Source organism: Vreelandella subglaciescola (genome assembly GCF_900142895.1).
GTDB classification, from domain to species: Bacteria; Pseudomonadota; Gammaproteobacteria; order Pseudomonadales; family Halomonadaceae; genus Vreelandella; species Vreelandella subglaciescola.
On record NZ_LT670847.1, the window covers coordinates 2,163,953 to 2,187,178 of the forward strand.

Annotated in this window: 25 protein-coding genes; 11 read left to right on the forward strand and 14 right to left on the reverse strand. The window is 60.1% G+C overall.

Annotated elements, in window-relative coordinates; all coding sequences use genetic code 11:
• Nucleotides 1-18: 18 nt before the first annotated feature.
• A complete protein-coding gene (gene flgA / locus B5495_RS10110; protein WP_231897165.1) occupies nucleotides 19-618 on the reverse strand; it encodes a flagellar basal body P-ring formation chaperone FlgA in 600 nt (199 codons plus the stop codon).
• Nucleotides 619-969: 351 nt separating this feature from the next.
• Here flgA and flgB point away from each other — a divergent pair, with 351 nt between their 5' ends.
• The 11 genes from flgB to flgL all read left to right on the forward strand — a co-directional run bounded on the left by flgB (nucleotide 970) and on the right by flgL (nucleotide 11,609).
• Nucleotides 970-1,398 carry a flagellar basal body rod protein FlgB gene (flgB, locus tag B5495_RS10115; protein ID WP_079553425.1) on the forward strand — a complete coding sequence of 143 codons (429 nt, stop codon included), beginning with the start codon at nucleotides 970-972 and terminating at the stop codon, nucleotides 1,396-1,398.
• 19 nt (nucleotides 1,399-1,417) lie between these two features.
• Nucleotides 1,418-1,822 carry a flagellar basal body rod protein FlgC gene (gene flgC, locus B5495_RS10120; protein WP_079553426.1) on the forward strand — a complete coding sequence of 135 codons (405 nt, stop codon included), beginning with the start codon at nucleotides 1,418-1,420 and terminating at the stop codon, nucleotides 1,820-1,822.
• Nucleotides 1,823-1,825: 3 nt separating this feature from the next.
• Complete coding sequence (locus B5495_RS10125; RefSeq protein ID WP_079553428.1) at nucleotides 1,826-2,530, forward strand: flagellar hook assembly protein FlgD; 705 nt, start codon at nucleotides 1,826-1,828, stop codon at nucleotides 2,528-2,530.
• A 63-nt stretch (nucleotides 2,531-2,593) separates the two neighbouring features.
• Nucleotides 2,594-3,832: a flagellar hook protein FlgE gene (gene flgE, locus B5495_RS10130; RefSeq protein WP_079553430.1), complete on the forward strand. Its 1,239-nt coding sequence runs from the start codon at nucleotides 2,594-2,596 to the stop codon at nucleotides 3,830-3,832.
• A 25-nt stretch (nucleotides 3,833-3,857) separates the two neighbouring features.
• Nucleotides 3,858-4,616 (forward strand): flagellar basal body rod protein FlgF, encoded by a 759-nt coding sequence (locus B5495_RS10135; protein WP_079553432.1) that lies wholly within the window; start codon nucleotides 3,858-3,860, stop codon nucleotides 4,614-4,616.
• A 26-nt stretch (nucleotides 4,617-4,642) separates the two neighbouring features.
• A complete protein-coding gene (gene flgG / locus B5495_RS10140; protein WP_079553433.1) occupies nucleotides 4,643-5,425 on the forward strand; it encodes a flagellar basal-body rod protein FlgG in 783 nt (260 codons plus the stop codon).
• Between the two features lie 23 nt (nucleotides 5,426-5,448).
• Nucleotides 5,449-6,138 carry a flagellar basal body L-ring protein FlgH gene (locus tag B5495_RS10145; protein WP_079555041.1) on the forward strand — a complete coding sequence of 230 codons (690 nt, stop codon included), beginning with the start codon at nucleotides 5,449-5,451 and terminating at the stop codon, nucleotides 6,136-6,138.
• 39 nt (nucleotides 6,139-6,177) lie between these two features.
• Nucleotides 6,178-7,308, forward strand: coding sequence for a flagellar basal body P-ring protein FlgI (locus B5495_RS10150; RefSeq protein ID WP_079553435.1), 1,131 nt, complete (start codon nucleotides 6,178-6,180; stop codon nucleotides 7,306-7,308).
• On the forward strand, nucleotides 7,308-8,333 hold the full coding sequence (flgJ, locus tag B5495_RS10155) for a flagellar assembly peptidoglycan hydrolase FlgJ (RefSeq protein ID WP_079553437.1): 1,026 nt from the start codon (nucleotides 7,308-7,310) through the stop codon (nucleotides 8,331-8,333). The genes B5495_RS10150 and flgJ overlap by 1 nt, the downstream gene beginning before the upstream one ends.
• Nucleotides 8,334-8,423: 90 nt before the next feature.
• Nucleotides 8,424-10,334 carry a flagellar hook-associated protein FlgK gene (gene flgK / locus B5495_RS10160; RefSeq protein WP_079553439.1) on the forward strand — a complete coding sequence of 637 codons (1,911 nt, stop codon included), beginning with the start codon at nucleotides 8,424-8,426 and terminating at the stop codon, nucleotides 10,332-10,334.
• Nucleotides 10,335-10,352: 18 nt separating this feature from the next.
• Nucleotides 10,353-11,609: a flagellar hook-associated protein FlgL gene (gene flgL, locus B5495_RS10165; RefSeq protein WP_079553441.1), complete on the forward strand. Its 1,257-nt coding sequence runs from the start codon at nucleotides 10,353-10,355 to the stop codon at nucleotides 11,607-11,609.
• An 88-nt stretch (nucleotides 11,610-11,697) separates the two neighbouring features.
• On the opposite strand, the gene fliR is transcribed toward flgL, so the two are convergent.
• The 13 genes from fliR to fliF form a co-directional block, all read right to left on the reverse strand.
• Nucleotides 11,698-12,489: a flagellar biosynthetic protein FliR gene (gene fliR / locus B5495_RS10170; protein WP_079553443.1), complete on the reverse strand. Its 792-nt coding sequence runs from the start codon at nucleotides 12,487-12,489 to the stop codon at nucleotides 11,698-11,700.
• A 3-nt stretch (nucleotides 12,490-12,492) separates the two neighbouring features.
• Nucleotides 12,493-12,762 (reverse strand): flagellar biosynthesis protein FliQ, encoded by a 270-nt coding sequence (gene fliQ, locus B5495_RS10175; protein WP_079553445.1) that lies wholly within the window; start codon nucleotides 12,760-12,762, stop codon nucleotides 12,493-12,495.
• Nucleotides 12,763-12,798: 36 nt separating this feature from the next.
• Nucleotides 12,799-13,524, reverse strand: a complete 726-nt coding sequence (gene fliP, locus B5495_RS10180; protein WP_231897281.1) for a flagellar type III secretion system pore protein FliP — start codon at nucleotides 13,522-13,524, stop codon at nucleotides 12,799-12,801.
• Nucleotides 13,525-13,607: 83 nt separating this feature from the next.
• Nucleotides 13,608-14,054 carry a flagellar biosynthetic protein FliO gene (gene fliO / locus B5495_RS10185; RefSeq protein ID WP_079553448.1) on the reverse strand — a complete coding sequence of 149 codons (447 nt, stop codon included), beginning with the start codon at nucleotides 14,052-14,054 and terminating at the stop codon, nucleotides 13,608-13,610.
• On the reverse strand, nucleotides 14,051-14,629 hold the full coding sequence (fliN, locus tag B5495_RS10190; protein WP_079553450.1) for a flagellar motor switch protein FliN: 579 nt from the start codon (nucleotides 14,627-14,629) through the stop codon (nucleotides 14,051-14,053). The genes fliO and fliN overlap by 4 nt, the downstream gene beginning before the upstream one ends.
• A complete protein-coding gene (gene fliM / locus B5495_RS10195) occupies nucleotides 14,626-15,681 on the reverse strand; it encodes a flagellar motor switch protein FliM (RefSeq protein WP_079553452.1) in 1,056 nt (351 codons plus the stop codon). The genes fliN and fliM overlap by 4 nt, the downstream gene beginning before the upstream one ends.
• Before the next feature lie 21 nt (nucleotides 15,682-15,702).
• Nucleotides 15,703-16,179 carry a flagellar basal body-associated protein FliL gene (gene fliL, locus B5495_RS10200; protein WP_079553454.1) on the reverse strand — a complete coding sequence of 159 codons (477 nt, stop codon included), beginning with the start codon at nucleotides 16,177-16,179 and terminating at the stop codon, nucleotides 15,703-15,705.
• A gap of 149 nt (nucleotides 16,180-16,328) precedes the next feature.
• A complete protein-coding gene (locus B5495_RS10205) occupies nucleotides 16,329-17,576 on the reverse strand; it encodes a flagellar hook-length control protein FliK (protein WP_172824558.1) in 1,248 nt (415 codons plus the stop codon).
• Nucleotides 17,577-17,694: 118 nt separating this feature from the next.
• Entirely contained in the window at nucleotides 17,695-18,147 is a 453-nt protein-coding gene (gene fliJ / locus B5495_RS10210; RefSeq protein WP_079553457.1) for a flagellar export protein FliJ, read from the reverse strand.
• Nucleotides 18,144-19,562: a flagellar protein export ATPase FliI gene (gene fliI, locus B5495_RS10215; RefSeq protein WP_079553459.1), complete on the reverse strand. Its 1,419-nt coding sequence runs from the start codon at nucleotides 19,560-19,562 to the stop codon at nucleotides 18,144-18,146. Before fliI ends, fliJ begins: the two co-directional genes overlap by 4 nt.
• 13 nt (nucleotides 19,563-19,575) lie before the next feature.
• Nucleotides 19,576-20,361 carry a flagellar assembly protein FliH gene (locus tag B5495_RS10220; RefSeq protein WP_079553461.1) on the reverse strand — a complete coding sequence of 262 codons (786 nt, stop codon included), beginning with the start codon at nucleotides 20,359-20,361 and terminating at the stop codon, nucleotides 19,576-19,578.
• Nucleotides 20,354-21,358 carry a flagellar motor switch protein FliG gene (fliG, locus tag B5495_RS10225; RefSeq protein ID WP_079553463.1) on the reverse strand — a complete coding sequence of 335 codons (1,005 nt, stop codon included), beginning with the start codon at nucleotides 21,356-21,358 and terminating at the stop codon, nucleotides 20,354-20,356. Before fliG ends, B5495_RS10220 begins: the two co-directional genes overlap by 8 nt.
• Nucleotides 21,355-23,139, reverse strand: coding sequence for a flagellar basal-body MS-ring/collar protein FliF (fliF, locus tag B5495_RS10230; protein WP_079553465.1), 1,785 nt, complete (start codon nucleotides 23,137-23,139; stop codon nucleotides 21,355-21,357). The genes fliG and fliF overlap by 4 nt, the downstream gene beginning before the upstream one ends.
• Nucleotides 23,140-23,226: the final 87 nt, after the last annotated feature.

Genomic DNA, 23,226 nt, shown 5'->3' on the forward strand with positions numbered 1-23,226 from the left:
GAAACTTTAGCACCGGCGTTAAAAATCGATGCCCAAAAGACCGTCGCTGATCACGCGGGCGTCAAGAATTTCACGTCGGCCAAAACGTACCCTGATCTGCTCGCCCTGGCTGCCGTTTTCCATGGCTTTGCCTTCCCGCGAAACGCGAAAGCCTGAGCCTTTGGCAACGACGCTGACAGCATCCCCGCGCTTGACCATCAACGGGGCGCGAACATCCTGTGTCTGGAATGTGCTGCCGCTGCGAATAGAGCGGCGGGTAATGTTGCCAACAACGTCATCCTCTAAGACAAGCGTGCGTGACGAGAGTTCGCCCAGATTGCCCGACTGCTGGCGAAGCAGGTCCGGGGTAATGCGCGTATCTCGTGGCAGGTCTTCGGCGGCCACAACATACTGACCAATAACATCCACCTGCGCCTGCATATAGCGCACCTTGCGATGTTGCTTTCCGCAGCGCACGCCAACGGTCACGCGCCCAAGCGGGGAGGCGTCCGGGTTGGGCAAGAAAGGCTCGGGCTGCACACAAGCAGGTAAATGCGGTGACGGCGGGCGCAGGTCGATCATGACCTCTTCGCCAAGCGCCTGAGTGCGGCCATGCAGAAACTGTTGAACGTTTTGCATTAGCGCGGCGTCATTGGCCACGGCCGGAGATGACAACGCAAGCAGAGCGACGACGGCAAAGCCGGTGAATGCCCGAAAACATGCCGCCTGAATATGACGATATGACGTTGGATTGGGCAAAGAGGCAAGCGAAATAGGCATAGTGGGGTGGCGCGCCGGTAACGGGTAGAAGAAGGTTGCGGCCCAGACGGGTTGGGCAGAAATCCCATCACGCCAGTATAAGGAAACCACTCATCAGGTATCGAACGAAATGCTGGCTGAAAAAATGCTTGTTTCGTGCTTTAGCATGACACGGTAGCGCGTATTGTTGATAATCAGAAAATTCCGTTCGACCTCTTGAAGAGAACCGGCATGATTGATCAGCTTGAGTCTGCCTTTACGTTCCAGCAGCAGGCGCTGTCATTGCGACAGGCGCGCCATGAAGTGCTGGCGGCAAACATTGCCAACGCCGATACGCCGAACTACAAAGCGCGCGATATCGACTTCGCCAGCGAGTTGAAAAAGGCCTCCGCGTCCGCTGAGCAAGCGGGTCAGCAGGGCGGCCTGTCGCTTGAGCGCACCTCAACACGCCACCTGTCCGGCCAGGGGCCGGCGTGGGGCAGTGCACAGCAGGCCGACCTGCTGTATCGCATCCCCGATCAACCCAGCCTTGACGGCAATACGGTGGAGATGGACCGCGAACGCTCGGCGTTTGCTGATAACGCCGTGCGCTATCGGGTAGGGCTATCCATGATCAACAGCCGCATTCAGGGGCTCAAAAGCGCCATGCAGCCAGAATAACAAGGAGACTGTAACCTCGATGTTTTCCGTATTTGATATTGCCGGCTCGGCCATGAGCGCCCAGTCGCAGCGTATGAACGCCACCGCCAGCAACATGGCCAACGCTGATAGCGTGGCCGGCCCCGACGGTGAAACCTACCGCGCCAAACAGGTCATGTTTCAGACCCAGGCACAGGATACACGCTACGGCGTAGGTGGCGTGCGTGTCTCCGAGGTGGTGGAAGACACCTCGCCGCTGCGCATGGAGTACATGCCCAATCATCCGGCAGCGGATGCCGACGGCTACGTGGCCAAGCCCAACGTTCAGCCGGCGCACGAGATGGTCAACATGATTTCCGCCTCGCGCTCCTACCAGGCCAACGTGGAAGTCTTCAACACCAGCAAACAGATGCTGATGCAAACGCTACGGCTCGGTCAGGGGTAAGCCATGAATATTGATACCAGCGTGCTCAACAACGTCAATGCGCAAAGCGGCAATGCGCAGATGAACAATAGCCAGTCGGACGAGCTGCGTGAAAGTTTTTTGACCATGCTGATTACCCAGCTGCAAAATCAGGATCCCATGGATCCGATGAAAAACAAGGATATGACCGCGCAGCTGGCCCAGATCAACACCGTCAGCGGCATCGAGCAACTCAACGACACGCTTAACGGGATTACCCAGCAGGTGGACGCCTCGCAGATGATCGAGGCCTCCGGCCTGATCGGCAACGCCGTGCTGGTGCCGGGCAGCAACGTCAAGGTAAGTACCGGTGAGAACGAAGAAGGTGACGCCCAGACAACCACCACGCCGTTTGGCATTGAACTGGAAAATCCGGCGAGCCGGGTTGAGGTCACTTTGACCAACCAGAGCGGTGAAGTTGTCGCCACCCGAGAGATCGAGAACGTCAAGGCCGGCGTTGAGTCCTTTAGCTGGGATGGCCAGGCTAAAGGCGGTGAAGCCGTACCCGACGGTGCCTACAACGTCTCGCTGAAAGCGTTTAACGCCGACGGCGAAGAAATGCCCTCTACGGCGTTGAACTACGCGCTGGTGCAGGGGGTAACGCCGGCTACTGCAAACGAGGATGTGCGCCTTGATCTGGGCGGCGTCTATGGCCAGGTCGCCATGAACGACATCAAACAAATTCTTTAAACGCCTTAGAGTCCGGCTTTTGCCGGTCGGGTTTGGATTGAGCAACTTTCAGGGGAGAAAGGCATGAGCTTTTCGCAGGCACTTAGCGGTATTAACGCGCAACGGGAAAAACTCGGCGCCATTGGCAACAACATCGCCAACTCGCAAACCGTCGGCTTTAAAAGCTCGGATGTGCAGTTTGCCGATGTGTTCGCCCAGTCGCGCATTGGCTTGGGTACAAAGGTTTCCACTACGCTGCAAAACTTCAACCAGGGCAATATCGAGTCTTCCGGCCGCAATATGGACCTTGCGATTGCCGGCGAAGGCTTTTTTCGCTTCCAACAGCCCGGCGGCGAGATCGGCTATTCGCGCAACGGCCAGCTGACCCTGACCGCTGATGGCAACCTGGTTAACGCCCAGGGTGCGCAAATCATGGGTTACGGCGCCGATGCCAATGGCGAAGTACAGCCCGGCGGCGAGGTTGAGCCGTTAACTGTTGATGCCGGTAATCTTGAAGCCAGCGCCACCCAAAATCTGGATGTTTCGCTTAACTTGGATGCGGGGGAAGAAGAAAAGGTTGCACCGCCCGCAGCTGACCTTGCCGGTGGACTGGATCCAAGCCAATATTCTTATTCAACTAATGCAACAGTATATGATTCGCAGGGTAATGCGCGAAATTTGACGACGTATTTGACCAAGACGAGTGCGGCTGAGAACAAGTGGGATGTGAGCTTGCGCCTTACCGGTGGGCCAGAGGGCGCTAATACATATACCAGTTCTTCTGCTACCGAGCTAGATTTTGATGAAAATGGTGTCTTGGCGGGCGGCGGTACTTTTAACTTTACAGAAAATGGTGGTGAGTTTGACGGGACACAACTGGCAAACTTGGCTGTCGCGATTGATTTTGCCGGCTCTACCCAGTTCGCCAAGGACTCCACCGTTAACGATATCAATCAGGACGGCTACACCTCTGGCTCTTTGGTGGGCACGACCATTCAGGAAGACGGCACCGTGATGCGTAACTACTCCAACGAGCAGTCGCGCGCGGCGGGGCAGGTGTCGCTGGTGAGCTTCCGTAATCCGGAGGGGCTGAAGCCTGAAGGCGATAACCTCTGGTCAACCACCGGGGCCTCCGGCCAGGAACTGGTCGGCGTGCCGGGCACGGGCCAGCGCGGGCTGATCGAGCCGGGCGCGGTGGAAACCTCTAACGTGGATATGGCTTCCGAGCTGGTGGACATGATCGTTTCCCAGCGTGCGTATCAGGCCAACTCGCAGACCATCAGTACCCAGGATGAGCTGCTGCAGACCATCATCAACCTGTAACGGCTTCCCAGCCAAGGAGTAAGCCGTGGATCGGATGCTTTATACCGCCATGAGCGGTGCCAAACACAGCATGGATCAGCAGTCGGTGGTGAGTAACAATCTGGCCAACGTCTCGACCACCGGGTTTCGTGCCCAGATGGAAGCGGCGCGTTCCGTTCCGGTGATGGGCGAGGCGCGCCTGGCGACGCGCACCTCGGCGGTGACGACGACGCCCGGCACCGACTACTCCCAGGGGGCGCTTGAACGCACCGGCCGCGCGCTGGATGTGGCCATGAAGGGCGATGCCTGGATGGCGGTACAGGCCGACGACGGCAGCGAAACCTACACGCGCGGCGGCGATTTGCAGCTGGATGCCGACGGCATTCTGCTCAACGTCGGGCGGCCGGTCATCGGCGATGCCGGCCCCATCAACGTGCCGCAGGGGGCGCAGGTGTTCATCGGTGCCGACGGCACCCTCAGCGCGATTCCCGAGGGTGAAGGCCCTGAAGCGCTGGTCGACGTGGGGCGCATCAAGCTGGTATCGCCCGAGCTGGATGAGCTGAATCGCGGTGCCGATGGCCTGTTCCGCGCGCCGGATAATGACGAAGGCATGCCCGGGGTGCTCGCCGCGAATGAAGAGGCCACGCTGATCAGCGGCGCGCTTGAAGGCAGTAACGTCAGTGCCGTTGATGCCATGGTCTCGATGATTGATGTTGCGCGGCGCTACGATATGCAGATGAAGATGATCAGCACCGCCGACGAGAATGCGCAGCGCGCCAATGGCATCCTCTCGATGCAGGGTTAATACGGCCTAACGCCAAGGGAACACACATGATTACATCACTCTCGACCGCCAAGACGGGGCTTGAAGCACAGCAAACCAAGCTCGACGTTATTTCCAACAACCTGGCCAACGTCAGCACCAACGGTTTCAAACGCTCGCGGCCGGTGTTTGAAGATCTGCTGTACCAGAACATGCGCCAGCCGGGTGCGCAGAACAATATGCAGGATCGTCTGCCCTCGGGTATGCAGGTGGGTACCGGCGTGCGCCCGGTTGCTACCGAGCGGCTACATACCCAGGGCGGGCTTGAGCAAACCGAAAACTCCCGCGATATGGCGATTGAAGGCAAGGGCTTTTTCCAGGTACTCATGCCTGATGGCTCAACGGCCTATACCCGCGACGGCAGCTTTCAGCTGAATGAAAATGGCCAGATGGTCAATGCCAACGGCTACCCGCTGGAGCCGGCGATTTTTATTCCGGATAACGCGCTGTCCGTGTCTATCGGGGAAGGCGGTTCCGTCAGCGTACGCGAGCCGGGCAACCCGCTGGATAACGAAGTGGGTCAGATCAACCTGACGTCGTTTATCAACCCGACCGGGCTGGAAAGCATCGGCGGCAACCTGTATCTCGAAACCGGTTCCTCGGGCGCGCCCAACCAGAATCCGCCGGGCATGAATGGCACGGGCACGCTAATGCAGGGCTACGTGGAAACCTCGAACGTCAGCGTGGTGGAAGAAATGGTCAGCATGATTCAGACCCAACGCGCCTACGAGATCAACAGTAAAGCGATTACCACAAGCGACGAGATGCTGGCGCGCTTAAGCCAGCTGTAAGGCGATATTTGATGGGGTACTCCATGCGGCATTTGTTTTTTCGTGGGCGGCACCTCGCGCTTTGCCTGTTGGGCCTTGCGTTGCTCACCCTTGCCGGCTGCGCGCAGATACCCCACGCCTCGGTAGTGGGTGAGCAGGAGCGTATCGAGGTGGTGGACCGTCCGCCACCGGTGCCCAACGGCTCGATCTATCAGGTGCGCCAGGGCTATCAGCCGCTGTTTGAGGATCGCCGCCCGCGCGCGGTGGGCGATATCCTGACCATCGTGCTGGATGAAGAAGTCAGCGCGAGCAAGAACTCCCAGTCCAACGCGGATCGCACCGGCAGTTCCAGCCTGGAGCTTGACCAGCTGCCCGACGTGCTGGATACGCTGGCTGAATACGGCTTTGATATTTCCGGTGACAGTGATTTTTCCGGCGGCGGCGGCTCGCGGGCCAATAACACCTTTACCGGCACGATTACGGTGTCGGTGCTTGAGCTGATGAATAACGGCAACCTGCGCGTGCGTGGTGAAAAACAGATCGCGATCAATCAGGGCACCGAGTTCATCCGTTTTTCCGGCGTGGTTGATCCGCGCACCGTTACCGCGCAGAACACGGTGCCCTCCACCAAGATTGCCGATGCGCGCATTGAATACGTGGGCGACGGCTATATCAACGAGGCGCAGCACATGGGCTGGCTGCAGCGCTTTTTCCTGAACGTGTCGCCTTTCTAACCCATTGGTGCAAGCGGCAGACGAACAAACGGGCAAGCAATGCGACCTTACGCAACACGACTGAAAAACGCCTGGCGCTGGCAACTGAGCCTGCTGTTGGTGCTATCTACGCTGACGCTGCCGGCACATGCCGAGCGCATTCGCGAGCTGGCCGGTTTTGCCGGCGTGCGTGATAACCAGCTGAGCGGCTATGGCCTGGTAGTAGGGCTGGATGGCAGCGGTGACCAGACCACCCAGGCACCGTTTACCAGCCAGAGCCTGACCAACATGCTCTCGCAGCTGGGCGTGAGCGTGCCGGCCGGCACCAACCTGCAGCTGCGCAATGTGGCAGCGGTGATGATCACTGCCGACCTGCCGCCGTTCGCCCGCCCGGGGCAGCGGCTGGATATCGTCGTGTCGTCGATTGCCAACGCGCGCAGTCTGCGCGGCGGCACGCTGTTGATGTCGCCGCTGAAAGGTGCAAACGGCGATACCTATGCGCTGGCCCAGGGCAATATGCTGGTCGGCGGCGCGGGTGCACAAGCCGGCGGCAGCAGCGTACAGATCAACCAGCAGGCGGCGGGCCGCATTCCCGGCGGTGCGCTGGTAGAAAGAGAAGTCCCGCTTAACCTGGGTGCCAACGGCGGCACGCTGGAGCTGCAGCTGAACGAAGCAGACTTCGGCACCGCGCAGCGCATGGTCACCGCGATCAATAACGAATTCGGCCGCGGCGTGGCCTATGCGCGCAACGGCGGCGTTATAGCGCTGGACGGCCCGGCCAACGATAACGCGCGGGTCAATTTCATGGCGCGGGTAGAGCGCGTCAACGTGACGCCGACGCAAGCGCCCGCACGCGTCGTGATCAACGCCCGCACCGGTTCGGTGGTGATGAACAGCGCCGTTACGCTGCGCAAGGCGGCGGTGGCGCACGGTAATTTGTCCATCATGATCGATACCCAGTTCGGCGTCAGCCAGCCCAATGCGTTCGGCGAAGGCGAAACCACCGTGGTGCCCGATGCCAATATCAATATCGAGCAGCAGGAAGCGTTTTTGCAGATCGTGGAAGGTGCGCAGCTTAACGAGGTGGTTAACGCGTTAAACGCGCTGGGTGCCACGCCCCAGGATTTGATGTCGATCCTTGAAGCGCTCAAGGCAGCCGGGTCGCTGCGCGCCGAGCTGGAGATTATCTGATGAGCGTCAATCAAGACATGACGGGCCAGTTCGCGCTGGATATGCAAGGCTTTCAGCGCATGCAGCACACGGCGCGGACCAACCCTGAAGAAGGGGTGAAAGGCGCGGCCCAGCAGTTTGAAGCGCTTTTCGTGCAGATGATGGTCAAAAGCATGCGCGAAGCCATTCCCGAGTCGGGGTTGATGAATAGCCAGGCGACCCAATCCTACCAGTCGATGATGGATCAGCAGTGGTCGCAGGTCATCGCTTCCCGCGGGGTGGGGCTTGCCGACGCGCTGGTGGCACAGCTTGAACGCCAGGGTGCCGTGCCGTCGGGAAGTTCAGGTGGGCCGTCCGATACGGCCGCGCTGATTGCCGGTATTCCCCGCGGGACACCTCGCGTACTGGAGAACCCGCTGCCGGTGGGTAAAATGAACGAAACGCCGCGCTCAACGCCTGCCGGCGATGGCTTTTTCAGCGAGCTGGAGGCCATTCGGCATACGCCTGAGCGCGTTGATTCAATACCGCCCTCCGGCGGCAATAACGCCCCTGAACCCGGCAACCACGTACAGCAATTCATGCAGGCGTTAGGCACACCGGCACAGGCGGCCAGCGAGACAACCGGCGTGCCGGCGAAGTTGATTCTTGCCCAGGCGGCGCTGGAAACCGGCTGGGGCCGCCATGAAATCCCCACTGAAAACGGGCGCAACAGCCACAACCTGTTCGGCATCAAGGCCGGCAGCAGCTGGCAGGGCGATACCACCGATATCACCACCCACGAATATATCGACGGGCGGCGCGTGCAGAAAGTAGATACCTTTCGCGTTTATGAGTCTTTCGAGCACGCCTTTACCGACTATGCCGGCCTGATCGGTAACAATCCGCGCTACGCTGGCGTGGTTAACGCGCCCGATGCCCAGCGCGCCGCGCTGGCGCTACAGCAGGGCGGCTACGCCACTGATCCGCGTTATGCCGCCAAGCTGGTGGCCGTGATGGATACCATGGGGCCGCTGTCAGATAACAGCCTGCTGGCCCAAGCACGCTAAGGCCCGGGCTTGCCGACGAGGCGTTAATTTGGCATTCAAGTTTTGTCGCGCACTGCCGATACCATAGCCATCGGCTTAAAGGATGACACCATGAGCATGTTTTCTACCGGGCTAAGCGGCCTCAATGCGGCGCAGAATGCTCTGCAAACCACCAGCAATAACATCAGCAACATATTTACGCCGGGCTATAACCGCGAAATTACCCAGCTGGGCGAAGGCTCGGCGGGATCCGGCGGCGTGCAGGTCAACGACATTGAACGCCAGTTCAACCAGTACGTGGCGACCCAGCTCAACAGCGCCAAGACCGAGTCCAGCGCGCTGGAAACCTACGCCTCGCAGGTGTCACAAATTGACAACCTGCTGGCCGACCGCGATGCCGGCCTGGCGCCGCTGATGCAGGGCTTTTTCTCGTCCATGGAAGATCTGGCCAGCGCGCCGTCCGACCCGGCAGCGCGTCAGGGCGTATTGGGTAGCGCTGATACGCTAAGCGCCCAGTTCCGTTCCTTTGACGGCTACCTGCAGGATATGCAGGACAACCTCAACGGCCAGATCAAGGATGAAGTCACCCAGATCAACAACACCGCCACACAAATTGCGGACTTCAACCGCGAGATTTCGCTGGCACGCGCGCGCAACGGCGAGGCGCCCAACAGCCTGCTGAATCAGCGCGATGAGCTGGTTTCCCAGCTTAACGAACGCATGGATGTGCGCCTGAACATTCAGGACGGCAAGACCTACAACATCAGCCTGCCCAACGGCCAGCCACTGGTGACCGGTACCGATTCGTTCAAGCTCGAGGCGGTGAAGTCCGAGAGTGACCCGCAGCGTACCGTGGTGGGCTACCGCGACGGCGGCGGCAACCTGGTGGAGCTTGAAGAAGACACCATCAAGGGCGGCTCGCTTGGTGGGCTGATGTCATTCCGCTCAGAAACGCTGGATAAAACCCAGAACCAGATTGGTCAGCTGGCCGTATCGCTGTCGGTAGCGTTCAACGAGCAGCACAAGCTGGGTGCCGATCTTGACGGCGAGCAGGGCGAAGACTTTTTTAATATCCGTGAGCCGCAGGCCTATGGTAATGCAGGCAATAGCGCTAAGGACCTGCTGACCTCAGCGGAGTTTGATACCGAGAATATCGACGATCTAGAGGCTACCGATTACACGGTTAGTTTTGAGAATGATGGCACCGGCACCGCTGTTCCTGTGGTGACGCGTAACGATAATGGGGCTGCGGTAGCGGCCGATTGGGATAATGGTAGCAACACGCTGTCTTTCGGCGGTGTCGAAATGACGCTCTCTGGTGCACCCGCGGCCGACGATACGTTCGAAGTAAAGCCCGTGCGCCGCGCCGGCGCGGGCATGGAAACTGAGTTTAGCGATCTCGATAAGATTGCGGCGGGTAGTTTTGTCGTAGCCGAAGGCGAGCTGGATGTGAGCAGCCTGCACGCGGCAAACGATCCATTCTCTCCCAATGCGGAATATAAGTTGACCGTCGAGGAGAGCGGTAACATGACTACGCTAGAGCCAACGGGGGCTAGCGTAGAAGTGGATGGCCAGCCCTTTAACCCCGCTACCGATGTATTGAGTGCTGGTGACAAGATTAGCATTGATGGCTTTAGCTTTACGCTGGACACGCTGCCAAGCGCGGGGGAAGAGGCGACTTTGACCATTAGCCAGGGCGACGCCGGCTCGGGCGATAACCGCAATGCGCTGGCGCTGCAGGATCTGCAAAGCGAAAACCTGGTAGGCGGCAGTGCTTCGTTCAGCGGTGCCTACGGCGCCATGGTCAGCGATGTGGGTAATCGCACCAATATCACTCAGGTCAATCTGGATGCCCGTCAGGGGCTGACCGATCAGCTTGAGGCCGTGCAGCAGTCGGAATCCGGCGTTAACTTTGATGAGGAAGCCGCCAATCTGATCAAGTTCCAGCAGTTCTACCAGGCCAACGCCAAGGTCATCAATACGGCGTCCACGGTGCTGGATACCATTCTCAACCTGCGTTGATAACCGGGAGTTTCAGTCATGCGTATTAGTTCGGTCACCATGTATGAACAAAGCGCTGCGTCGATCAACCGGCAGCAGGGTGAGTTTCTCAAGATTAGCCAGCAGATGGCGAGCGGCCGCCGGGTGGTTAATCCGTCTGACGACCCTCAGGCTGCATCGCGTGCCGTGGGCGTGGATCAGTCCAGGGCGGTGACCCAGCAGTATGCCGATTCGCGTATTTCGGCGCGCAACTCGCTGTCGCAAACCGAAAGCATCCTCAACAGCGTCAGTGACGCGGTCACCAGCGCCAAAACGCTGCTGATACAGGCATCCAGCGATACGCTGAGCGACGTTGACCGCGAGTCCATTGCCAGCGAACTGCACGGCGTTTACGAAACCATGATTGGCCAGGCCAATGCCACTGACGGCAACGGCCGCTACCTGTTTGGCGGCTACGCCGATAACGCCCCGCCGTTTGTTAAAGAGGCTAATGCCGATCCTGATGCCGCTCCTAATGTGAAGTACAAGGGCGACAGCAACGCCCGCGAGCAGCGCATCGACGCCTCGCGCAAAATGCCGGTCACCAGCAACGGCGAAGATATTTTTATGAGCGTCCCCAGCGGCGCGGGCTACGTGGCCGATGCACCCTCAAGCAATGAGGGTAGCGTTACCTTTGGTGGCCCCCAGGTAGCCGATGTCAACGACGATAATTACGGCGATAACTTTGCCGTCAGCTTCGATGATAGTAGCGGCGCAATGGAAGTGATCGTCAATAATCTAGATGACACCACGAATAATCCGGTAGTAAAGCAGGCTTATACCGGCAATGGTGAAGACAGCCAAACGGTTTCTTTCGGCGGCCTGGATATTACGCTTGAGGGCGAGCCGAAGTCTGGTGACACCATCGCCGTTTCAAAAGCGGGTAGCGATCAGCATCCGCCGGATCTTTTCAAGACGATGGAAGAGGCGATCCGCGTGCTGGAAGCGCCCAATGAAGACCCGCAGGCAACGGCCGATTTTCGTAATACGGTGAACACCGCGATGCGTGACCTGGATAACGCGCTGGATAACGCGCTGACCGTGCGCGCCTCGGCCGGTGCGCGCCTCAATGAGCTGGACGTGGTCGACGGCGTAGGCGCCAACCGCATGCAGAATTACGACCAGACGCTATCGAATCTGGTGGATCTGGACTACGTTGACGCGATTTCCGAGTACAGCCTGCGCCAGGTTGGCATGCAGGCCTCGCAGCAGGCGTTCGTGAATATCAAGGGCAGCTCGCTGTTCGACTATCTCTAGTGGCCGCTAGCCGTTGACGATTCGCCCGCAAAAAGCCCCGACTTGATAAAGCCGGGGCTTTTTGCTGTGGAACGTTCTGGCGACGCGGTTAATTGACCTGTGCGAGCAGTTCGATCAGCTCCTGCATAAAGGCCAACCCCTGGCTGAACAGGCGTTCCAGGAAATGCCCCAGATCCGTCATCAGCACCATCATCAGGGTCAGCCCCACGGTGAGCGAGGTGGGGAAACCGATATTGAAGACGGTCAGCTGGGGAGCCGAACGATTCAGAATGCCCAGCGCCAGGTTGATAATCAACAGCGCCCCGACCAGCGGCAGGGCAAGCAGCATCCCCGAGGCAAAGATGGTGCCGCCATAGCGTGCCAATAGCTCAAAGGCGTTGGCGTTGAGCGTATCCAGGCCGATGGGCAGCGTTTGAAAGCTCATCACCAGCGTCTCAAGCACCATCAGGTGGCCGTTTACGGCGAGAAACATCAGCAGCGTCACCATATAAAGAATGCGCGACAGGATCATGATATTGGTGCCGCTTGATGCATCAAAAAAGCTGGCGAAGGCAAGGCCCATCTGCAGGCCGATAAACTCGCCGGAAGCCTGCACCACGGCAAAGACGATGTGCATGACCAGACCGATGGCCAGGCCGATGACAATCTGCTCAACCATGATGCCAAACCCGGCCCACGACATCACCGCTATGTTCGGCATGGGCGGGAGAATCGGGGCAATGGTGATGGTGATAAGTACGGCCAGCCCCACCTTGACCCGGTTAGGGACGCTTGAGTGCCCCCATAAGGGCGATGCAGCCATAAACGCGGTAATGCGTGCGAACGGCCATAAAAATGCGACCAGCCAGCCCTGCAGCTGGTCAAAGGTGACTTCGATCACGCGCTACATCACCATGCTGGGAATATTGGTGAACAGCCGGAAGGTAAAGTCGGTAATCAACCCGACCAGCCAGGGGCCGGCAATCACCAGTACCGCGAAGACGGCGAGAATCTTGGGAATGAACGTCAGGGTCATTTCGTTAATCTGGGTGGCGGCTTGAAACAGGCTGATCAACAGCCCGGTCAGCAGCGCGGCCAGCAGCATGGGGCCGGCAAGAAACAGCGTAACGCGCATCCCTTGATACGCCATGCTCATTACCATTTCCGGGGTCATGGCAAGCCCTCCTTGAACGATAAACGCGGCGGCGCGCTACACCATGTAGAAACTTTCCGCCATTGAGCCAATGATAAGCTGCCAGCCGTCGACCAGCACAAACAGCATGAGCTTGAACGGCAGGGAAATGGTGATGGGGGGAACCATCATCATGCCCAAGGCCATCAGCGTACTGGCGACCACCAGATCAATAATCAGAAACGGAATGAAAATCGTGAAGCCGATCTGAAACGCCGTTTGCAGTTCGCTGGTGACAAAAGAGGGCAGCAGAATGCGCATGGGCAGATCTTCAGGGCCCTGCAGCGGGCCAATATCGGCCAGCCGGGCGAACAGCGAAATATCGGCTTCGCGGGTTTGCGCTAGCATAAACTCGCGAAACGGCTCCTGCGCCAGACGTAAAAAGTCTTCGAGGTTGATGCTGCCGTCGGTGAGCGGCACCCAAGCGGTATTGTAGACTTGGTCCAGCACTGGCGACATGATGAAAAAGGTCAGAAACAGCGCAATGCCGAGCATCACCTGGTTAGGTGGGGTGGCCTGGGTGCCCATGGCGGTGCGCAATAGGCTGAGCACGATGATGATGCGCGTAAAGCTGGTCATCATCAGCAGCATCGCCGGAAGAAACGCCAGCGAGCTCAGCAGCAGTAGCGTCTGCAGCGATAGCGACCACTTCTGGCCGCCGTCATCCAGCGGCTGGCTGACCATGCCGGGAATGGTCTGCGCGATGGCGGCGGTTGAAACCGCAAGCCCGGCCAGCAGCAGCATGACAAGCCCGGTGCGTCGGAGTATCAGCCCGGCCGGCGTATTGACGTGAAAGATGCGCGACAAGCGCGCAGGCACCCGAGTATTCATAGTGAAGTGTGAGTCGTTGAGCGGGGTGAGCCCGGATCGGCAGGGCGGGAAGCATGGCCTGACTGGCGCAACGCCTGGGCGAAGCGCGCGGAAAAACCCGATGCCGGCGGCGGTGCGCTGTGCGGCGTCTGCGCGGGTGCGGGGCGCTCGTGCAGTTTGTTAACGCGCCCGTTACCCACGCCCAGCACCAGCCAAGTGCCGTCAAGCTCCACAATCACCACACGCTCGCGCGTGCCGACGGCGGTACTGCTGATGACTTCCAGATGAGCACCGTGTTTTGCTTGTCGCTTGTTAAAGCGCTTGAGCAATACCGTACACACGAGAATGAGGGCAATAACAAACGCGAGGGCCGCGGCCGTCTTGCCCAGTGCCGCCATGCCCAGCAGCGCATCGCTGCTGCCAACGGCATTCAGCGTGTCACTTGACGCGGTGTCGGCGCTCATCGATTCAGCTTGTGTATACGCTCTGAGGGCGTAATGATTTCGGTGATGCGGATGCCGTACTTGTCCTCGATCACGACCACTTCACCCTGGGCAATCAGATAGCCGTTGATCAGAATATCCATCGGTTCGCCGGCCAGGCCATCAAGCTCGATGACTGACCCCTGGGCAAGCTCCAGCAGCTGCTTGATGGTCAGCCGGGTACGCCCCAGCTCAACGGTCAGTTTGACCGGAATATCCATGATCATCTCAAGATCACGGGATACGCCGGAGGCGTGTTCGGCGTTCAGCGGCGGAAATACATCGCTGCTGGCTTCTCTGGCCTGGGGCGCTTCAGTCGTTGCCTCAGGGGCGTCATCGCTTGCGGACGGCTCATCGGCAGCCTCCTGCTCGGCCATGGCGGCCGCCCAGGGGTCATCTTCTTCGGCAGCGCCGGTATCCTCGTTGACATCCTGTTCGGACATGGCGGCCGCCCAGTCGTCATCAGACACGTTCTGCGGGTCTTGAGCGCTGGCGTCGTCAGCGGAGTTCTGGTCGTCAGAAGGTGTCTGATCGTCAGGCTTGTTGGGATCAGTCATGCTTTGGATTCCTTGGCTTTCTGTCGCACCGACTGGGTGAAAGAGTCGTTGGACGATACGTTGTTCATGGCGGCATGGTCGAGCATTCGCTGGACGCGCAGAGCGCGTTGCTGGTTCTGGCTGCCAAACTTGCATTCCATCACTGGCACACCGTCAACGTTGGCCGTGACGGTGTCGGGAATCTCGACCGGCAGTACGTCGCCTTTCTTGAGCCCCATGATCTGGCCAATACGGCTGGAAATATGAGCGAACTCAGCGACCAGATCCACCTCGGGATGGCGTAGCTCGCTGGCCATGCGCCGGGTCCATGAGCCATCCTGGTCCTGATTGCTGTCGTTGATCGGGTTGGCGAGCAGGTCGCGCAGCGGCTCGATCATGGCGTAGGGCATGCACACCTGAAAGCTGCTGGCCAGATTGCCGACTTCAAGATTGAACTTGGTATTCACCACGATTTCATTGGGCGAATTGGTAATGTTGGCAAATTTTGACTGGACTTCAGAGCGCAAAAAGCTGATATCCAGCGGGTACACCACCTGCCAGGCTTGCTGGTAGGCGTCAATGGCCAGGTTGAGCATACGCTGGATAATGCGCTGTTCGGTGTTGGTAAAATCGCGCCCGTCGGATTTCGTCACAAAGCGCCCGTCACCACCGAACAGGTTGTCCACCACCATGAACACGAGGTTCGGGGGAAATACCACCAGGGCCGAGCCGCGCAGCGGCTTCATGGCGACGAGGTTCAGGTTGGTGGGCACCGGCACGTTGCGCGAAAACTCGCTAAAGCTCTGGTAGCGCACGGATTCAACGGTAATATCGGCGCTGCGCCGGATAAGATTGAACAAACCGGTGCGAAAATAACGCGCGAAGCGTTCGTTGATGAAATCCAGCGCGTGCAGACGCTCGCGTATAACGCGATGCTGGGTCGACGGATCGTAGGGACGAATACGCGATTCGTCGCTCTGCTGGGTGGCTGATGCCGCGGGTTCATCGTCACCGCTGACCCCTTTCAGCAGAGCATCAATTTCTTCCTGGGACAGTAAATCGTCCTGCGACATGATGGCTCCGGATGCGCGGGGTTATTGCACGATAAATTCGGTGAACAGCACTTCACGGAGATCCAGGTCGGGCTGGTTTTCCGCAAACGGCTTGTTCAGTCGGGCGATGATCGACTGTGAGAGCTGTTCTTTGCCGTCGGGCGTCGCAAGCTCGCTGGCCTGCTTGTTCGAGAGCAGCAACAACAAGCGGCTGCGTACCTGGGGCATGTGTTCGGCGAGGATCTCTTTGCTCTGCTCGTCACCGACCCTCAGGGTAATGCCGGTATACAGCAGGCGTGAACCGGTGCGATCTCCCGCGAGATTAACGGTAAACGGTTCAACCTTGAGAAAAATAGGCGTCTGGCGCACGGCCACTTCCTGAGCGGCGGCGTTGCCGCCCGCATTTTTATCCTGGCTCATTACCATGTAAATAGCTGCGGCTGCCCCGATTGACGAGAGCAGCACAAGAACCACCATGATCCAAAGCAGTTTTTTTGATCCGCCGCTTGATTCTGCCATTTATGTATCCTGTGTTCTCCGTGCGCAGGTAGAAGCATTATGCCCAATGCGCCAACGCTTGATGAAATGAACAGGCTCGCTAAGCGAGCCCATCTTTTAGCTTAGTGCGATTCGTCAAAAAAACGTGTGATGGCCTTCATGCTGGCGCATCAGGCGTACAGATCAACGCGCCCGTCAATGGCCAGCGTTTGTGCGCTGACGGGGAGTTCGTCGCTGCCGCTTTCGCCGTCACCGCTGATGCCGGATCCTTGCCCGGGCTGGCCGCTTTCAGCAAACGCCGATTCATCCTGGGTCTGCTGCTCGCCCACTGATGTATCACCCAGCGAGATACCCTGTTCGGCCAGCGCTTCGCGCAGCTGAGGGATCGCCTGTTCAACCACCTGGCGCACCTGAGCGTGGGCCGACAGGAAATGTGCCTGGGTGCCGCCGTGCTCGCTGACCTTCAGCGAAATGGACAGCGGCCCCAGCTCGGCCGGATGTATCTGCAGCTTTACCTGCTGCTCGCCACTGCGCTGGGTAAACTGCGCCAGCTGTTGACCAAGCTGCTGCGGCCAGGCGGCGCTGGTCAGGGGCGCAGTAACGCTTGCCTGAACGGGGGCTGCACCGGGCGTGGCATTGACTGATGCGCCCGCCAGTGCCGGCGGCATTGCGCCGGCCAACGGTTGCTGCGACTGTTGGCTGGACTCCGCGTTGGCCGTGGTCAACGCGGCCATGAGTGCATCCCCACTCACGGGGGATGCCGACACGTTAATGCTGGAAGGTGCCGGCGCGGCGGTGTTTAACATGGCGGTGCCGTCGGACGTTCCTGCCTGCCTGGCATCAGGCTGTGCCGAGCTCGCCTGAGCTGAGGTCTGGGCGGAAAGTAGCGCGCCACGCAACGCACTCGCGGATAGCGCCTCGCTACCAGTACCGACGTTCGCGGGTGCCTGAACCATCGCGGCAAGCAGCCCGGCCAGCGGTTCGGCCGGTGAGTCCTCAGCCTGCAGCAGGTCGTTCAGTGCCTGGCGCCACTGCGTCGCGTCAGCGTCTGTATCAGTGGATTCGCCGAACGTGGCCAGCAGATCCATACGCCGGGCGATTTCATCCAGCGCGGAGGCATCGGCCGGTGCCGTTGATTCGGTGCTGTCTGTGAGCGGCGGCAGCGCCCCGGCATCTTGCTCAAGCGTCGCGACCAGCGTTTGCAACGATTGCGCCATGTCGGGCTGCTGGCGGATTTTCTCGATCAGCGCCTGCATGTCGGTGCCTTGCAGCTGGGCGTCGCTAAGCCCCAGCGCCTTGAGCTGCTCGGTGGTCTGTTGACGAGTCGCTTGAGTATCGGGCCTGCCCTCACCGGCCAGCGGCCGTGAGCGGCTTATGTGTCCTTCGCCCGATAGCGAAGCCTGTCCTAACGCTTGCAAAAAACCGCCCGCCTCCGTGTTGGCTGATGGACTACTCTGACCAGACGTCGACGACTGCCCCTGGGGTGGCTGGGTAGCGAGCAAAGCATGAATGTTCATAGACAAATCCCTGTCGCCGTTAGTGCGACGTTTCTGAAGACCGGCGTGCCGTACGGCTGTTGACGAAATCGTCGTTGCTTTTTTGTTCTTGACGGCTGCGGCGTTGCTGAGCCTCGCGCAAGCGGCGTGCCGTCAGGGTGTCGTAGGAAGATAGCTTGCGCTGCTGCTGCCGCCAGTGTTCCTGGCTTTGCTCAACGCGCTGGTGCTGCTCGCCCAGCGCCTGACGCGCGCGCGCCAGCGCGGTATCCAGCGAGGCGAGAAACTGTTGATAATTGTACATGCTGGCGGGGTCGATACCCTGGCGCATGGCGGCTTGAAAGCGCTCGCTGTATTCGGCGCGGTAGCGCGTCAGCGCCTCAAGCTGGGCGTTGGTCTGCTGCTCGGATTGGCGTTCCTGGGCCAGCGTTTGCCCAGCCTGATCGCGGGCCTGCTGGGCCAGGTCGGTTAGCATTTCCAGCTGCGAACTGCTCATCCTTGCCCTCCTGGTGCTGCCTGCGCCTGCTGGCCGGCCACGGCGGCAAGCGCGTGTTGCGCGTTTTCTATCGTCGCACATTCATCAATATTCTGCTGGAGGAAGTGCTCCAGTTCGGGGAAGCGGTTGACGGCCTCGTCAAGCTGGGGATCGTGCCCCGGCGTGTAGGCGCCGACGCTGATCAGGTCACGATTGCGCTGATAGCGTGAAAACAGCTGTTTGAAACGCCGTGCCTGACGCTGCTGCTGAGCGCCGGTAATGGCCGTCATCGCCCGGCTGATGGAGGCTTCGATATCAATCGCGGGATAGTGCCCGGCTTCGGCAAGGCTGCGCGAGAGGACGATATGGCCGTCGAGAATAGCCCGGGCCGAATCGGCAATCGGGTCCTGCTGGTCGTCGCCCTCGGTCAGCACGGTATAAAAGGCGGTGATCGAGCCGCCGCCACGCTCGGCGTTACCGGCACGCTCGACCAGACCGGGCAGCTTGGCAAAGACCGACGGCGGATAGCCCTTGGTGGCCGGCGGTTCGCCAATGGCCAGAGCAATTTCACGCTGAGCCATGGCGTAGCGGGTCAGCGAATCCATGATCAGCAGCACGTTGCGGCCTTCATCACGAAAGTTTTCCGCCAGGCGCGTGGCGTAAGCGGCGCCTTGCAGACGCTGTAGCGGCGAGGTATCCGCCGGGGCGGCGACCACCACGGCGCGCCGACGGCCTTCGGGGCCGAGAATGTTGTCGATGAAATCCTGCACCTCGCGCCCGCGCTCGCCGATCAGCCCCACGACGATAACATCGGCCCGGGTGTAGCGTGCCATCATGCCCAGCAGCACCGATTTGCCCACGCCGGAACCGGCAAACAGGCCCATACGCTGGCCGCGTCCCACGCTTAACAGCGCGTTGATGGCGCGAATGCCCACGTCGATCTGGGTGTCGATCGGGGCGCGCGAAAGCGGGTTGAGCGGTGCGACGTTGAGCGTGGCGCGGGGGGCATCTTCGAGGCTTTCATAGCCGTCCAGTGGCGCGCCGTTGCCGTCCAGCACACGGCCCAGCAGGCTGTCGCCCAGCGGAAAACGCCGGGCGCTATGGCCGCTGTTTTCCCCCAGCGGAGATACGCGTGCGCCGGGCATCAGGCCGGAAATTTCTTCCAGCGGCATCAGGTAAAGTTTGTCGCTGGCAAAGCCGACCACTTCCGCTTCGGCCTGCTGGCGGCGGTTGCCCAGGCGGCCATCCATGCTGGGCAGCTCAATGTGACAGGCGCTGCCGACCGCGACCTTCAGGCCGACCACTTCAATCACCATGCCGGTCGCACGCACCACGCGACCGCTGATGCGATTGCGCGGCAGGCGTTCGACCCGCTGCCGGGTGCGGCGCAGCGCGGTATGCCAGCGGTTTTGGTGAGGGCAAGTGGTGCTTGTCATGGCATTAAAAGGCTTAAAGGCTCGAGTGTGTGGGGGAGGCGTCGCGCTTGCGCTTGCGCGTATTGATCGCCTGCCAGCGGCTTTCAAAGGTGGCGTCAAGGTCGCCCTGCGCGCTGGTCACGCGGCAGCTGCCGCGCCCCAGCTGGGCATCGGGCTGTAGTTTCCAGCCGGCTGCGTTCAACTCATCGCCGAGATGCCGGGCGACAAGATCATGATCGTCGGCATTCAGCCAGAGCCGTTGCTGGCCGACCAGCGGCGGCTCGGTGTGCAGCAGGTCTCGCACCACCCGCAGGATATACTCGGGGGATGCATCAAGCGCGTCGCCGGCCAGGTGCTTGCCGGTTTCCAGCGCGAGTTCGACGAGGCTTTGTGCAATGCCGTCGTCAAGCTGTTCAAGCGCGTCGGTAAATTGACGTGCAAGCGGCTCAAGAGGGGCAACGGCTTGCTGTATCTGCTGTTCAAGTTCTTGCTGTGCCTGCTCGCGCCCGGCGTCAAGCCCCTGCGCCTGACCCTCCTGACGGCCGCGCTCAAACCCCGCCTGGTAGCCCTCTTCTTCGGCTTTCCGGCGGACTTCGTCGTACAGCGCCTGACGTTTTTCGGCGTCGCGCTTGCGCGCCTGCTCTGCGGCTTGCCGGGCGGCGGCAGCGCGCTGCTGATGCTGCGAGGTCTGACTGCTTTGCCGGGGCTGAGGCGGCTGTTGCAACTCATCCATCTGCCAGCGCTGCCAGCTGCCATCGCGGTCAAACTCGGCAGCGGGGCGGTCGGTCTTGTGTCGATTAAATGCGCCCGATTTAGACATAGGCATCGTCTCCGCCGGCCAGTACGACTTCGCCGGCGTCGGCGAGTCGGCGCACGACTTGCAGAATGGCTTTCTGCTCGGTTTCTACCTGAGACACGCGGATCGGGCCGCGGGCTTCCATGTCTTCGCGGATCAGGTCGGAGGCGCGCTGAGACATGTTGCGCAGGAACTTGTCGACCAGCACGTCTTCGGCACCCTTGAGTGCCACCACCAGCGAGTTGGTGTCGACTTCCTGGAGCACCATCTGGATCGCGCGGTTGTCGAGGTCGAGCAGGTTCTCGAACAGGAACATTTCGTCGATAATTTTCTGTGCCAGATCTTCGCTGTGCGAGCGCACGGTCTCGATGGCGACCTCTTCCTGAGACGTGTTCATCAGGTTGAGAATTTCGGCTGCGGTACGCACCCCGCCCATCTTGCTGCGCTTGAGGTTCTGGCCGTCCAGCATGCTGCTGAGCACTTCGGTCAGTTCCTGCAGCGCGGCGGGCTGGACGCCGCTGAAGGTGGCTACACGCAAGACGACGTCGTTGCGCAGCTTTTCGTCGAACAGCTCGAGAATGTCGGCCGCCTGATGGCGTTCCAGATGCACCAGAATGGTGGCAATGATCTGGGGGTGTTCGTCGCGGATCAGCTCGGCGACCATCGAGGCTTCCATCAGGTTGAGCGCATCAATGCCTGAGTTTTCCCCGGTGGTTTCGAGAATGTCCTCGATCAGGCTGGTGGCACGCTCGCTGCCCAGCGCCTTGGTCAGCACTGAACGGATGTGTTCGCTGGAGTTGAGATTCAGCGCGACGAAGTCTTCGGTTTCATGCTGGAAGGCTTCAAGCACGGCTTTCATGTCTTCGTGGGAAACCTGCTGGAGACGCGTCATCTCCAGGCTGATTTCCTGTACTTCGTTGGCGCCCAGATATTTGAAGACTTCAGCGGCGCTGTCTTCATCCAGGGCGAGTAACAGAATGGCGCTTCTACGTGCGCCGCTCATTGCTTCGACTGCGCTCATTGGGAATTCATCCAGCTGCGAATGATCATGGCGACCATGCGGGGGTCTTCCTGGGCCATTTCGCGAAGATCATTGAGGTTGTGCTCGTAAAGCGATGTTTTACGCTTGCGTTGCGGCTTCTCGTAGGTTTCCTCGTCGCTCTCGGCGTTGTCGTCGGCGTCCGCCGCGTCGTCGTCCCCTACGCTGGTGCTGAGTGTGCCACCGGGTGCGGCGGCAACCAGCGGCTGCTGCGTGTAGCGCTTGATTAGCGGGCGCAGAATCAGCAGGTAAAGCAGCAGGGCGGCAAGCCCGACCAGCAGGTAGCGGCCAAGACTGGCGGCCATGGCCAGAATCTCGCGCTGCTGCCACCACGGCGTCACCGTCTCGTCTTCGACGAGCTCGGCGAAGGGCGTATTGACCACTTCGATGGCGTCGCCGCGCACCGGCGTGAAGCCCATGGCCTGGCGTACGAGGCTTTCAATCTGGCGCACTTCGTCGTCGGTCAGCGCGGTTTGTTCCCACTCGCCTTCGTCGTTCATTTCATCGCGGTAGTCGACGACCACGGCGGCGGTCAGGCGCTCGACCTGGCCGCGGCGATATTTGACGTGCTCAACGTTGCGGTCAACCTCGTAGTTGATCACGTCATCCTGATTGAGACGGCGCACCGCGTTGTTATTGGCATTGTCGGTTGCCTGAGCGTTTTGCTGATTGCCCTGCGGGTCGTCCTGTTGATCATCTGTCTGAGCATCGGCGCCATTGATCGGCGATATGGCCGTGCCCGGCGGGGTGTTGCTTAGCGCACCGGGAACGCCGGACGCCAACGGGTCGTCGCCGTCGAGCGAAACGCTGAACTGACGGCTGCGCACCGCGGCCTCGTTGGGCGGCTGATTGGGGCCGTAGGTTTCCGAAGTTTGTTCACGATGGGAAAAGTCGATCTGTGCGGCAACCTGCGCACGCACGTTCTCCGCGCCCAGAATGGGGGTGAGGATATTTTCGATACGCCGCTGGTACGAACGTTCGACCTCAGTGATGTATTTCAGCTGAGAGCCGTCGAGGTCGTTGTTTTTGCCGGTGTCGGCGGAGAGCAGCAGCCCGTCCTGATTGACCACTGTAACGTCGGCCGCGGCAAGCTCGGGGACGCTGCTCGACACCATATGCACGACGGCGCTGACCTGCCCCTGGCCCAGCACGCGGCCGGGTAGCAGCGTCAGTACCACCGAGGCTTTGGCCGGCTCACGATCACGGATGAAGACCGAGGGCTTGGCCATGGACAGGTGCACGCGCACGTCTTCCACGGGGCCGAGCGATTCAATCGAGCGGGCAAGCTCGCCTTCCAGGCCGCGCTGGTAGTTTACCTGCTCGGCAAACTGGCTGATGCCGAAGGCCTGATCGTCCAGCAGCTCGAGTCCGACGTTGCCGCCGCGTGGCAGGCCCTGTTCAGCCAGCTGCAGCCGCAGCGCGTGGACGTTTTCGCCGGGCACCATCAGCGCCTGGCCGTTATTGCTGAAACGGTAAGGTATGCCGCGGGTGTCCAACTCGGTAATGATGCGGCCGCCGTCAGTCTCGTCCAGGTTGCTGTACAGCACGCGATATTCGGGGCTGCTTGCCCACATCAGCAGCGCTGCCACCACGGCAATGCTTGCCGCCCCGGCAATAAGCAGGGCAACAAGCGGATTGCGACGTAGCTGCTGCATGAAGCGGCCAGCGGGTGACGCAGCGCTTTCGTTGTTCGCTGCGTTGGCGCTGTTTGAAGATGCTGTTGTCGTGTTCTGACGGCCTGCCGTTGCACCGGTTTCGCTCATGCTACCCTCCGGGTAAGCAAACAAAACCGGTGATGGTCAAGGCGCATCACCAAAGAAAGCATAGGCTATATCCGTCAATCGCGATTG